The sequence below is a fragment of the Gracilimonas sp. genome (assembly GCF_035704785.1).
GTDB lineage: Bacteria > Bacteroidota > Rhodothermia > Balneolales > Balneolaceae > Gracilimonas.
This window is the reverse complement of sequence record NZ_DASSWP010000091.1, coordinates 1-13,346: the sequence shown is the minus strand read 5'-3', so window position 1 is coordinate 13,346 and position 13,346 is coordinate 1. Positions and strand designations below refer to the sequence as shown.

General features: G+C 42.3%; 9 protein-coding genes. 3 read left to right on the top strand and 6 right to left on the bottom strand.

The window, feature by feature from the left end; all coding sequences use genetic code 11:
* Window positions 1–1,197, top strand: a 1,197-nt coding sequence (locus tag VFM80_RS05335) for a PH domain-containing protein (protein WP_395070307.1), incomplete at its 5' end; no start/stop codon positions are given.
* On the opposite strand, the gene VFM80_RS05330 is transcribed toward VFM80_RS05335, so the two are convergent.
* The 3 genes from VFM80_RS05330 to VFM80_RS05320 form a co-directional block, all read right to left on the bottom strand.
* Window positions 1,191–2,969 (bottom strand): sensor histidine kinase, encoded by a 1,779-nt coding sequence (locus VFM80_RS05330; RefSeq protein ID WP_395070305.1) that lies wholly within the window; start codon window positions 2,967–2,969, stop codon window positions 1,191–1,193. The genes VFM80_RS05335 and VFM80_RS05330 overlap by 7 nt on opposite strands.
* A gap of 110 nt (window positions 2,970–3,079) precedes the next feature.
* Complete coding sequence (gene ettA, locus VFM80_RS05325) at window positions 3,080–4,750, bottom strand: energy-dependent translational throttle protein EttA (RefSeq protein ID WP_395070303.1); 1,671 nt, start codon at window positions 4,748–4,750, stop codon at window positions 3,080–3,082.
* Window positions 4,751–4,821: 71 nt separating this feature from the next.
* Window positions 4,822–5,652, bottom strand: coding sequence for a ZIP family metal transporter (locus VFM80_RS05320; RefSeq protein ID WP_395070301.1), 831 nt, complete (start codon window positions 5,650–5,652; stop codon window positions 4,822–4,824).
* Window positions 5,653–5,786: 134 nt separating this feature from the next.
* Between VFM80_RS05320 and VFM80_RS05315 the strand changes: the two genes are divergently transcribed.
* The gene (locus tag VFM80_RS05315; RefSeq protein ID WP_395070299.1) at window positions 5,787–6,506 is read left to right on the top strand and encodes a hypothetical protein; all 720 of its coding nucleotides are present in this window, start codon (window positions 5,787–5,789) and stop codon (window positions 6,504–6,506) included.
* A 57-nt stretch (window positions 6,507–6,563) separates the two neighbouring features.
* Here VFM80_RS05315 and VFM80_RS05310 read toward each other — a convergent pair whose 3' ends face one another.
* A complete protein-coding gene (locus tag VFM80_RS05310; RefSeq protein ID WP_395070297.1) occupies window positions 6,564–7,682 on the bottom strand; it encodes a YncE family protein in 1,119 nt (372 codons plus the stop codon).
* Window positions 7,683–7,807: 125 nt separating this feature from the next.
* Window positions 7,808–9,796 (bottom strand): hypothetical protein, encoded by a 1,989-nt coding sequence (locus VFM80_RS05305; RefSeq protein WP_395070295.1) that lies wholly within the window; start codon window positions 9,794–9,796, stop codon window positions 7,808–7,810.
* Window positions 9,797–10,015: 219 nt separating this feature from the next.
* Between VFM80_RS05305 and gcvP the strand changes: the two genes are divergently transcribed.
* Window positions 10,016–12,913, top strand: a complete 2,898-nt coding sequence (gcvP, locus tag VFM80_RS05300; protein WP_395070293.1) for an aminomethyl-transferring glycine dehydrogenase — start codon at window positions 10,016–10,018, stop codon at window positions 12,911–12,913.
* Between the two features lie 78 nt (window positions 12,914–12,991).
* Here the strand turns inward: gcvP and VFM80_RS05295 are convergent, their stop codons facing one another.
* The gene (locus VFM80_RS05295) at window positions 12,992–13,264 is read right to left on the bottom strand and encodes a hypothetical protein (RefSeq protein ID WP_395070291.1); all 273 of its coding nucleotides are present in this window, start codon (window positions 13,262–13,264) and stop codon (window positions 12,992–12,994) included.
* Window positions 13,265–13,346: the final 82 nt, after the last annotated feature.

Genomic DNA, 13,346 nt, shown 5'->3' with positions numbered 1-13,346 from the left:
ACAGAAGGACTTCTTCAACGTATGTTTGGTTTGGTCAAAGTTGAGGTAAAAACGGCCGGCGGAGGTACAGAAACGGCAACCATCAATGCGATAACCAGGGGTGAGGCTGAAGAGCTTCGGGCAGAACTTCGCAATAAGAATAAAAACGGGGAACAGGCTTCAGATGATTCAGAAGGCGAAGCTGCCCGGGAAGAAGAAGTTTTAGCGACCTGGAAATTATCAACAAAAGACCTGGTGTACGCGGCTTTCACATCTGGGAATTTTGGCTTGATCGCTTCGATCTTGGGTGCGATTTCCGGACAATTAAGTGAAGTGATCAATGAAGAAACCATAGAGTACATCTATGAAATAATGCCCGGTTACAGTGATGTAACGATTTACGTTGCGTTGATTCTTGGAATCATAGTGGTGTCTTGGTTACTGTCATTTTTAGGGGTAATATTTAATTATTCTGATTTTGAGCTTCACAAGACCGACAAGGAGCTGATCATTACACGGGGATTCATAGAAAGAAAACACATTACAGTCCCATTTGATCGTATTCAGGCTGTTCGTTTTGCAGAAGGGGTAATTCGTCAGCCGTTTGGTTATGGAATGATATATGTTGAAAGTGCAGGATTTGATCAAAATCAGAAGGGGAGGTCGATCGTTTTGGCCCCATATATTGCCGGAAATGAATTTAGTTCCTTCCTAAAGGAATTCTTAGCAGAATACACTGAGCCCGAATACGATATAATGCCTTCAGAAAAAGCTCTCTTCAGATATATAAGGCGCCCTAATTACTTTCTTTTGCTCTTGATTCCTGTACTTTGGTTCTTGCTAAGTTATGGCTGGCTTTCATTGCTGCTCATACCTCTTTTTAGTGCATTGGGATGGATGAGATATAAAGATGCAGCCATAGGGTTTGATAATGACATATTAAGAATGCGTTATCGTACTATTTCAAGAACAACAGCCATTATGAAGAAAAGTAAAATTCAGGATGCAGGGCTTTCTGAAAATCCCTTTCAACAACGAAAAGGACTAAAGACCTTTTCAGTAACTGTTGCTTCAGGGGCAGGAGGAATGGGATTTGAGGTAATAGATCTGAATGGGAAAAACAGTCTTGAAGCCTATTCCTGGCTAACCAAAAAAGATGACCTCAATGATGGCGATGTAGAAATTGAAGCGAACTATGAAATAAATGATGATCAGTGATCCGACTTTTGAACAGTAACAGGAGTTATTTCAAAAAAGATCTTGAATCGTGTCCAGTCATCTTGCTCGATCTCAAGCCGCCCGTTAATTCGTTTCACCAAGACCTCAATTAGGGTCATCCCCAGCGAATCACTTTTAGCTGCATCAAAATTGCCATCCATTTTATTGCCATCACTTTCTACAAAAAGCCTCATCTCCTCCTCAGATCCCTTTTGCAGGTTTATCTTCAAGGTGCCTGATTTGAACCCTTTATAAGCATGTTTGAATGCATTATTGATCAATTCATTGAGGATAAGCCCAATTGGAATGGCATCATTTATGTTAACCGTTACCGGAACTACGTCAATAATGATGTCAATTTTCGTTTCATTGGAAGCGTAGGCTTTTTCGATCTCTTCCGTAATCTCAGTGATATAGGTATCAAGCGGAATATCTGAAAGCGTTGTAGACTCATACAGCTTTTCATGAACTTTAGCGATGGACTTAATGCGAGCCTGACTGGAACTGAGCATATTCTGAATGTCTTCACTTACTCCGTCTTTTTGCAGCTCCAATAAACTTGAAATGATCGCAAGGTTATTTTTAACCCGGTGATGAATTTCCTTGAGTAATAACTCTTTTTCTTGAAGCGATTCCCTGATCTTCTCCCCTTGTTCTTTTTGAGTAGAAATATCGCGTACGGCTCCAACAATGGCTTCAGGTTCACCGTGTTCATCACGGATCAAAGAGCGGACATTGCTTACCCATTTCCAATTCCCGCTTTGGTCTTTTAGTCGAAATTCGGTCGCAGGCAAAAAATCCCCTTCCTGTAAATCATCGTAGTTTTCAAGAACTTTATTCATGCGTTCTTTGTCATTGGGATGCATAATAGAAATAATAAATTCAACTCCTCCCTCAACAACATGCTTCCTGCTATAACCGATCATTTGTTCTATTGCAGGACTCATAAAAACATATTTCCTGGTTTTGAGATCCAATTTATAAAGCACATCCTTAGAATTATCGAGTACATTTTTGAGTTGCTCTTTACTTTCTTTGAGTGCACGCGTCCAGGTTTGAGTGGCATGATAGAAGCGGGAAGTGATCCATATTCCGATACAGATCAAAATTAAACCCAAAGTGATGGTAGTCCAACGGAAGATCTCATTCACCAAACGAGCCATGTTGCCCATGGCAAGGGAAAAATTGTACTCAAGGTCAGTCAATTCATGATCTAATACTTCCAATTCCTCCATCCACCGGGTTTTTTGGGCATTGGAAATAGTATCACTGCTTTGGATCTCTGTATGTATGGAGGCAGCAAAAGCTCTAAACTCTTCAATCTTTTTATCTCCCGCAGTCCAGATCTCAATAGCTTCTTCTACATGAGAAATATTTTGAAATCTTCGGAGTAGATTCACCATGTTTTGTATGTCTTCAGGGTGATTTTTACCCTTTATGAATCCTTCGTATGCTATATCGTAATCAAAATTTTCTTTTTGAAGCTCTTCTCGTGCTGTTCGGTCTCCCTCATTTACCCGAAGTACGCTTTTAAAGTGCTCATATTCTTCCGGGTTTTCTGTAATAATATAATTACTCAGATGCATGCCGGCCTCTTTCTGAGCTTTAGCCCAGTATCCTTCTCCGGCAACATATGCCCTCACTCCTGAAGAGGTATTGATGGAAATATTGACCATTAAGATAAGAAGGAGCGCACATATCAATCCAAAGGAGACGACACCGATAATTTTCCGGTCAATGTCTACTCTACCTTGTCCGGTTTTTTTATACATGATCCGTCTTTTTGAAGAACAAAATTATTTTTGCTGAACTCTTTTTTTGTAGACAAAAGTTAAAATATTAACATTGATTTACAAAAATAAAACTTATCAGATAAAAATGGTTACCGCATTAGTTTTTTGTATTTGATACGATGCGGTTGGTCGTCTGTAATGCCCAACCTTTGCTTCTTATTCTCTTCATATTCTTCAAAGTTTCCCTCGAACCAATAAACCTGACTGTTTCCTTCAAAAGCCAGAATATGGGTGGCAACCCTGTCAAGGAACCACCTGTCGTGAGAAATAACAACGGCACAGCCGGCAAAGTTAAGTAAGGCTTCTTCTAAAGCACGAAGAGTGTTTACATCCAAATCATTAGTGGGCTCATCCAGCAGAAGCACGTTGGCTCCTTCTTTTAACACCTTGGCGAGGTGGACCCGGTTCCTTTCTCCGCCGGAAAGCTCAGTCACTTTTTTCTGCTGATCACTTCCGCTGAAGTTAAAACGAGCTACATAAGCTCTTGAGTTCACTTCACGATTGCCCAGCTTTATGAGATCTTGTCCACCTGAAATTTCCTGCCAAATGGTTTTAGAGGGATCCAAAGGACGCTTTTGATTGATGTATCCTAACTCTACGGTATCGCCGGTAATAAGGGTTCCTTTATCCGGTTCTTCCTCTCCGGTGATCATCTTGAAAAGTGTGGTTTTACCTGCACCGTTTGGCCCGATCACCCCAACTATACCGCCGGGAGGAAGCTTGAAGTTCATGTCTTCTATTAACAACCGGTCTTCAAATCCTTTGCTTACATTTTCAGCTACAATAACTTTGTCGCCAAGGCGTGGCCCGGCAGGAATGAAGATCTCCATATCGTCACGGCGTTTTTCATTTTCTTCAGAAAGTAATTCCTCATACTTGTTGATACGAGCTTTACTTTTTGCGCGCCTTCCTTTTGGATTCTGACGGATCCAGTCGAGCTCCTGCTTCAGTGTTTTTTGTCGCTTGGATTCTTCCTTTTCTTCCTGCTCAAGTCGTTTTGATTTTTGTTCCAGCCATGAGCTGTAATTTCCTTCGAATGGGATACCCTCTCCACGGTCTAACTCCAGGATCCATCCAGCTACGTTATCCAGGAAATAACGATCGTGAGTTACGGCAATTACGGTACCTTCATAACGGGCAAGGTGCTGTTCGAGCCACAACACAGATTCGGCATCCAGGTGGTTGGTAGGTTCATCGAGCAGGAGTACGTCCGGTTTTTTGAGCAAAAGGCGGCATAGGGCAACACGTCGTGCTTCGCCCCCTGAAAGTACTTCAACTGAAGTCTCACCCGGAGGGCACCTAAGTGCATCCATCGCCTGCTCAAGCTTACTGTCTATATCCCAGGCATCAATTCGGTCAATTTTTTCCTGAAGCTTGGACTGCTTTTCAATGAGCTTTTCGAAATCAGCATCAGGATCGCTGAATCCTGCATTAATAGCTTCATATTCTTTGATCAGATCCATGGTTTCCTGAACCCCTTCTTCCACGATCTCCTTTACTGTTTTCGAAGGGTCAAGCTTTGGTTCCTGAGAAAGGTATCCAAAGGTGATCCCTTTTTGGGAGCTGATATCTCCCTGGTAGTTTTTGTCCTCTCCGGCGATGATCTTCAAAAGGGTGGATTTTCCGGCTCCGTTTAATCCGAGTACTCCAATTTTAGCTCCATAAAAGAAGGAGAGGTAAATATTTTTTAATACGGTGTTGTTAGGTTTGTAGGTTTTCGAAACCCCAACCATCGAAAATATAATCTTGTTGTCGCTCAATGCCCTGCAATTTTATTAGTTGTGAAGGAAGGCAAAGGTACGAAATGAGTTGGGATTTTAGAACGTCGATTTTATCCCAGTGCTACATCTAACACCATCATAACAACAAAACCACCCATGGCACCAAGTGTAGCAAGATCAGTATTTCCGTGAAGCTGACTTTCAGGTATCAGCTCTTCTATAACTACATAAATCATCGCGCCAGCAGCAAAAGCGAGAGCATAAGGCAATATAGGCTGAATGAATATAACGGCTGCCGCTCCGATAACAGCAGAAACCGGTTCTACAACTCCGGAAAGCTGTCCATAATTGAAGCTTTTCCACCGGCTCACCCCATCTCGTCTTAGCGGCATGGAAATAGCCATACCTTCCGGGAAGTTTTGAATGCCAATTCCTATAGCAAGTACGATAGCTGCGGTCACTGTTGCACCACCGGCAACATCCAGTCCTAAGCTTGCGGCTCCAAATAAAACACCGATAGCCAATCCTTCAGGGATATTATGCAGGGTGATAGCAAGTACCAGCAGGGTTGCACGTTTCCATTTTGTTTCTACGCCTTCAGCTGCATCACGCGGAAGACCAATGTGAAGGTGAGGAATGTATTGATCACAAATCCTAAGAAATAAACCACCAAGTAAAAAACCGATCGCAGCAGGTACCCACGAGATCATTCCCTGGGCTTCGGCCATATCGATGGAGGGGATAATGAGCGACCAAACGCTGGCAGCTATCATGACGCCGGCCGCAAAGCCCATCATACCGTCCAACAGTTTGTGGTTTACACCTTTAGTGAAAAATACGAATGAAGCACCAAGAGATGTGACACCCCATGTAAAAAGTCCGCCACATAAAGCTTGCACAACAGGATTAAGTTCAAAAAACCAATTTGGGATAAAGTCCATTTTTTTCTTTTCAATATAATAATTTGAATTAACTTAATAAATATTTAGCTAAGACTAAACATTTTGATTATGAAATTTTCAATTTACTAGTCAGATTATTTTTTACCTTGAATTTCAAATCATTCAAAGTAATCATGAGTAATAAACTTGCAGCTTTTAAGGAGCCCATCAGGGAAGGCTTAATACGTATTTTATTGCGTATTACAGGGGTAGAATGCGAAGTTGAAAATGATGCTCCTGATTTTGTTGATGCCAAAGAGGATAAACCAAGGCTGCTTATCATACCTGAGTCAGATCTGGCGGGGCTAACCAAAGTTTTTGAAGAGACCTACAAACTGACTTTAAATGAGCGTAAGTCAAAAGGAAACGTAATGGTTTGGGAGCCCGAAAAGGGCGGTGTATGGTTTGATATTGAAATGGATGCTGTAAAAGATATATGGCTTTCTGATTTTAACTTTTTTATTGAAAGTGAAAAACCCCGGTATCTGGCTTATTATATAAAGAATGTTGAGCATAACGTTGAGTGGCTGCAAACTGACATTAAAACCGGTGAAATTCGATCACTGAGTAATTTCAAGAAAAAGTTCAGCCCTCCTCCTGTTTCTGAAAATGAAAAATATTCCGGGACTGAGATCTTAAAATGTGCTGATATGTTGAAGAGAGCTATCTCAAAAATCGATATGAGAACTCATAATGCATTAGTGAAATTCAATGTAGATAAAGGAAGACTGGAACCGCTGTTGATTGGCATGGGAGAAAGGCTGGGGTATACAATAAAAGCTTTGGATAAAGAAACTATTTACAATCAGAGTGAAAAGGGTAACAGCGTTAGCCATTCGATTGCCCTTAAATAAAAAGCCGGGCTGTGTATGTCCCGGCTTAATATGTATTTTATACGATGAATTCAGCGATCATTCCTGTTTCCAAAAAACTATACCACCGGCTTGTTTTCCGGTCTCAATAACATCTGCTCGTTCCATCTTTTTAAGGTCTATGATCTCAACAGAGCCGGGTTCACCGCCAATTCCTTCTACTGATATAAAAGCAAACCGGTTGTCAGCAGAGATGGCAACACCGTGTGTTACCTTTCGGGTATTTTTAATGTAAGCGAGTTCTTCTCCTTTTTCTAAATCCCAAACACCAACAGCTCCTTCTCCTTTATAAGTTACCACAAGCAATTTCCCGTCATGGCTTACTTCTAAATTGTAAGGACCTTTTGCTGTATCAAACCTTCGGGTGACCTCCCAGTTATCGGTATCAACTTCTATGATCTCATTTGAACCGTTACCGGCAACATAAACCAGGGGTTTATTTGGATGAGGGTCAGCCCATGTTGGTTTTTCTACAGGACTATGATCTATTTCCATTTCGTTGTGGTTCATATTTGAATGATCCATGCTGGCATGCATAGAACCCTGTTCCGCATCTTTTCCAAGCGGTAATGTACGTGTTACTTCCAATGTGCGGGCATCGACTTCATAAAGTTCGTCGGTCATCATGGATACATGATATGCAAAATTACCTGAGGGGCTCACTCTGGTACCGTGCGGCATTATGCCAACAGGAATATCAGCAACGCGCATCATAGTTTCAGCATCTACTACCGAAAGGGTACTGGGTTCCATATCACCATGAAGATTGAAGTTTACAACGTAAACCATTCCTGTAGATGGGTTGTAATCCATACTGGCAGGAAACATCCCCAACTCAACCGAATCCACAACCTCATTTGTTTCTGTAGAATATTTCCAAAGTTGGCCATAGGGCATTCCGTGGGCTATAGTTACGAACCAATATTTACCATCTGCTGAAACTGTGACACCATGAGGTCCTTCATTTTCCTGAGGCCAGGTACCTACATCTATGGTTTCTGCTATAGCACCCTCTCCGGTTTCAGCATTAAAATGGATCAAGTGAACCTGATCTTCCGATTCTGCTGCTACATATGCATAATAGTCTTGTGCTGTAATATTGGTACTGCAAAATATGATAAAAGAAGAAAGCAGAGCAGTAATTTTTAAAAACATCATGAGTCTGTATTAGTTTGGAATTTCATATTGTACAACGCAGATGGATATAAATTCATGCCATCAAAAGATAAAAAAAGCCCTTCAATGTGAAGGGCTTTTCTATTTATAAGATCAGTCGAAAAAATTTAATTGGTTCCCTGACCTTGGTTATCAACCAGTTTTATAGCCCATAAACCAGAATTCCAGTCAGAGATGAAAATATGATCTTTGTAAGGTTGAGGACCCCAAGTGAATGGGGCATTTGGAACGATAGCATCGGGATGAGTCGGTTCAAATTTGGCGATCTCTCTTCCCTGATCGTAAAGATTCCCCATTAATTCACCGGAAATATCTACGATGCGAAGTCCTGCATTGTAATAAGCAACAAACAGAAGGTCGCCCACTACCCAAAAGTTATGCGTTCCTGCTTCCGGCACCTGATAGCGTGCTACTTCCTTAGGCTGGTCCCAACCGTCAAATTTTATGAAGTGGATCCATCCTGCAGCTGCTACAGGATTACTGCGAGAAGGAAGGCCGTTAGGGAATGATTCATCACCGGCAACAACGTAAAAATCTCCGGTAGACTGGCTTTTGAATGGGAATGCGGCATGATTTCTACCGCTTGGGTAAGAGTAACTTCCCAGCATAACCGGATTTTCAGGAGATCCGCCGGCATCAGCCAATTCACTGTCCTGGCTTCCGATATCTACAGCGACAACTCCGTCACTCCAGTTAGAGGAATATGCAATTCCGTCTTCGATCCAAACATCGTGAATAGAATGTCCGGGTGTATCTAATTCAAAACGCCCAACAGTAACCGGGTTTTCAGGGTCTTCAATGTTGATGATGTCATAGCGGCGTCCGTTGTTCACAGCGTAAACATGATCTTCATAAATAAAAGCATTATGCACGCCACCGGTGAGCCCTTCGTTGTATTCAGATAGAATTTTCACATCTCTTGGGTTCGATACATCAAGTACAACCATTCCATTTTTACGATCAGAAGCACCTTCGCGAGTGATCACGCCAATAGTTCCGTCTTCTGATATCTTTACATCATTAACGGTACGGGCATCCACACGGACAGTATCAATTGGGGTAATGTTTGAAGGGTCGGTTACATCCCAAAAATAGGTATCACCGTTAGCACCCCATGTTCCTGTGATCGCATAGTCACGACCGTCTACACCTTCCCAAACCCAAAGGTCTGAAGTGTGTACGTCGAGCACTTCGCCATGACCTACCAGCTCAATTTCCTGAGATACATTTCGTTCTCTAACACGAATAACTTGTTCGGAAACCACGTTACCGGATCTAGCGATCAGAGTAAAAATACCGGGTTTGTTGGCTACAAATTTTCCTTCCTGTGAAACTTGCCCTTCAGCACCCTGACCTAAATTATCTTCAGGTTGTGCGATAAAAGAATAAGTGATGGGTACACCAACATTTTGTCCGTTATTACCTTTTGCAACGGCATTGAAATTAACCACATCTCCGGTTCTAATATTCGTTTCCTCATTTCCAATTTCAATAGATGCTGTGGGGTTTTGTTTTACCGTAACATCCAAAGTTGTTTTTACACCCTCTGAAGTTGCTGTGATCTTTGCTTTTCCAGCCTTCAGTGCCATCAATTTACCATGGCTTACCATAGCAACTGATTCGTTATCGCTGGTGATGGTGAGGTCGGGGTTCTCCCGAATAAGATCCATTTCATCAATTACATCTACATTCAGATCGATGGTAGTTTTTGAGTAGATGTTTTCAGGAACATTTTTAAACTCAACTTTTGCGATCGGTGGATATGGAACCTGGATCTCAAATGATTTAGTAACCCGTTGTTCTCTGGGGCCGGATCTTAGTGCCAATGCCGTATAGATGCCGGGTTTATTGGCTTTCACATATCCTTCTCTTGAAACCTCAAGGTCTTGGCCATTACGGGAGTAGAACAAAATGGTGTCGGGCAGGGCTTCACCTTCCTCATTCACTAATTTTGCATTCAATTGCAGTTCTGTTCCTACTTCCAGTACTACAGGATCGGGTTCAATTACAATTTTTAATGTGTTTACATCCTGTGCAAACGTATGAGTAGCTCCAAAAAAAAGAACTACTGCCAAAAGTTTTAATGCTTTTCCCATGATCTGGTAAAATTAATTAAAGAATACTCTGATTTTGTTAAGACCTATAATAAATCAAAAAAAAGTGAGAAACAGAACTAAACCCGTAATGGATTACTGCTTTTTTCAGCTCTTTTTTCCTTATTTTACAGAATCCTGTTTTAAAAATTGTTTGCCTGAAATTTATAGGCTTCAATATGTGTTCCAAACAATCTAAAACCAACACATTTTCTTATATAGATGAATATCAATTTTGATAAAGAAGTATTTGCCCGCCGACATAACGGACCCAATCAGGAATCAATCAAAAAAATGCTGGAGGTTATTGAAGCCGATTCACTAGACAAGCTGATTGATGAAACTATCCCGGAAGGAATTCGCCTGCATAAACCACTGAATTTACCGGATGCTTTAAGTGAGACAGATTTTCTTGCTGAATTCAAGACCTTGGCAGAGAAGAACAAGATCTATAAGTCCTTTATCGGAATGGGTTATTATGATACAATAATGCCTAATGTGATAAAGAGGAATATCCTTGAAAATCCCGGCTGGTACACGGCTTATACACCTTATCAGGCTGAAATTGCGCAAGGCCGTCTGGAAGCTCTTATCAATTTTCAAACTACGGTAAGTGACCTGACGGGAATGGAGCTGGCTAACGCCTCTTTACTTGATGAGGGAACAGCTGCAGCAGAGGCAATGAATATGCTGTACGGTCAGAGAAAAGGGAAAAAGCGTAAAGAAGCCGATGTATTTTTTGTTTCGGAGTTATGTCATCCGCAAACTATTGAGGTGCTTCAAACCAGGGCAGAACCCATTGGTGTTGAAATAAGAGTTGGTGATCACAAAAAATTAGATGTTACTGATACTAACCTTTTTGGGATATTACTTCAGTATCCTGCAACGGATGGAACCGTAGAAGATTACACAAACATCATTTCGTCGGCTCATGAGCACGATGTTTTTGCCGTTGTAGCAGCTGATCTTTTAAGCCTGACATTGCTAAAAGCTCCCGGTGAAATGGGAGCGGATGTAGTAGTTGGGTCTTCGCAGCGTTTTGGAGTTCCTATGGGATACGGAGGCCCTCATGCTGCATTTTTTGCCACACAGGAACAATTTCAGAGAAAAATTCCCGGGCGTATCATTGGAGTAACTCAGGACGCAGAAGGAAAGCCTGCTTATCGAATGGCGCTTCAAACAAGGGAGCAGCACATTCGCCGTGAAAAAGCCACCTCTAATATCTGCACTGCTCAGGTTCTATTGGGAGTGATCGCAGGAATGTATGCGGTGTATCACGGGCCGGAAGGACTGAAGAACATCGCGTCAAAAACTCATGGTCTTACCAAACTGACCAAAGCCGGACTGGAGAAAATGGGAGTAGAAGTTGAAACGGAAATCTTCTTTGATACTATTACCGTTAAAGTTGATGTTGCTAAGGTTCGAGAAGCAGCCGAGCAGCATGAAGTAAACTTTCGTTATTACAATGATAACCGAATTGGGATTTCTTTTGATGAAGCCAAGAACCTTGAAGATGCAAAATTGATCTTGGACATCTTTGCGGAGGCATTGGGCAAGAACAATGAATTTGATATTTATGCTGAAGCCAAGAATACCAAAGTAGAATATCCTGCTGAATTGAAAAGGACTTCAGAATACCTAGGTCACCCTGTGTTCAACCTGTATCATTCCGAACATGAGATGCTTCGTTATATGAAGCGTTTAGAGAACAAAGATCTTTCCCTGGTTCATTCCATGATCTCTCTTGGGTCTTGTACCATGAAATTGAATGCCACAGCTGAGATGATCCCGTTGACGTGGCCGGAATTCGGACAAATTCATCCTTTCGTTCCGCGTGGACAAGCTGAAGGTTACACGCAATTGTTTGATGAGCTTAGCGACTGGCTCTGTGAGATCACCGGTTTTGCCGGGATGTCCTTACAACCCAATTCGGGAGCTCAGGGTGAATATGCCGGGTTAATGACTATCCGGGCTTATCACCAATCACGAGATGAAAGTCACCGAAATGTAGCCTTAATTCCATCTTCAGCACATGGAACCAATCCTGCCAGTGCGGTAATGGCCGGTATGGAGGTGGTGGTGGTCGAGACCGATTCCCACGGAAATATCTCCAGTGAAGATCTGGTAGCTAAGGCTGAAAAATACAGTGACCGGCTCGCTGCACTGATGATCACGTATCCATCTACACATGGTGTTTTTGAGCACAAAGTGAAAGATTTTTGTAAGATCATCCACAAGCATGGCGGACAGGTTTATATGGATGGAGCTAATATGAATGCTCAGGTTGGGTTGACCAGCCCCGGAGAGATTGGTGCGGATGTTTGCCACCTGAATCTTCATAAGACATTTTGTATCCCACACGGCGGTGGCGGCCCCGGAATGGGTCCGATCGGTGTAGCCAAACATCTCGTTCCGTTTCTACCTTCACATTCTGTAGTTAAAACAGGTGGTGAAAAAGGAGTGACAGCGATCTCTGCCGCTCCCTGGGGAAGCGCCAGCATTTTAACCATTTCACATGCTTATATTCGTATGATGGGTGGAAATGGTCTTACCGATGCAACTAAAATTGCGATCCTCAATGCTAACTATTTGAAAGACCGGCTGAAAGATCATTACGAGATACTTTATACAGGAAAGACCGGCCGTTCGGCTCATGAGTTCATTGTAGATCTTCGTCCGTTCAAACAATCGGCAGGAGTGGAGTCAGTGGATGTGGCCAAGCGCCTTATGGATTATGGCTTCCATGCGCCAACCATGAGTTTCCCGGTTCCTGGTACACTTATGATCGAGCCGACTGAAAGCGAATCCATGGAAGAACTGGATCGTTTTTGTGATGCGATGATCTCCATCCGAAAAGAGATTCAGGAAATTGAGGATGGAGTTGCAGACAAAGAAGACAATGTGCTAAAACACGCCCCTCATACTCAACGCGTAATGGTTTCTGATGAATGGAACCGAAGCTACTCTCGCGAAAAAGGAGCCTTCCCACTTGAAGACCTCAAATTCCAAAAATTCTGGCCATCCGTTTCGCGTGTAGATGATGCGTATGGCGACCGGAATCTTGTTTGTTCCTGCATCCCGATGGAAGCGTACGAAGAGGGGATAGAGGTTGTGGAATAACGAACATCGAACATCCAACACTGAATGTTGAACGAAACCCAGTTCAGTGTTAAAAGTTCGATGTTCCTTGTTGGATGTTCATCTCCATTCATTCGGATCGAACCACCAATAACCTTCCCGGGCATAGTCGGGACGGGTTAGAAATTCGCGAAGATCTTCATCTTCAAGGTGGTGGTTTTCTGCGAGTGCTTTTCTGAAGTCATCCCAAAGCTCTGCATGCTTATCCACAGATGGCCCCCGAAGCATAAGCTGATAAAAATCATTTTCAAGGGTATTACGTGAACGGTTTGGTTTCCATGTTTGTGCTTCAAAGATGGCATTATTGAGGATGCGTAATGCAGATGATTCCATGCGTGCTAACTTATTTAAGATATATAAGAGAAAATAGGGCTTATATTTTATGCCAATATCTTTATCAATCTATTAAATGGAA

Bases quoted from the DNA above. Each gene is read 5' to 3' on its own strand.
- VFM80_RS05315 (WP_395070299.1), top strand. From the start codon at position 5,787: ATGAGTAATAAACTTGCAGCTTTTAAGGAGCCCATCAGGGAAGGCTTA.
- VFM80_RS05320 (WP_395070301.1), bottom strand. From the start codon at position 5,652: ATGGACTTTATCCCAAATTGGTTTTTTGAACTTAATCCTGTTGTGCAA.
- VFM80_RS05330 (WP_395070305.1), bottom strand. From the start codon at position 2,969: ATGTATAAAAAAACCGGACAAGGTAGAGTAGACATTGACCGGAAAATT.
- gcvP (WP_395070293.1), top strand. From the start codon at position 10,016: ATGAATATCAATTTTGATAAAGAAGTATTTGCCCGCCGACATAACGGA.
- VFM80_RS05305 (WP_395070295.1), bottom strand. From the start codon at position 9,796: ATGGGAAAAGCATTAAAACTTTTGGCAGTAGTTCTTTTTTTTGGAGCT.
- VFM80_RS05310 (WP_395070297.1), bottom strand. From the start codon at position 7,682: ATGATGTTTTTAAAAATTACTGCTCTGCTTTCTTCTTTTATCATATTT.
- VFM80_RS05295 (WP_395070291.1), bottom strand. From the start codon at position 13,264: ATGGAATCATCTGCATTACGCATCCTCAATAATGCCATCTTTGAAGCA.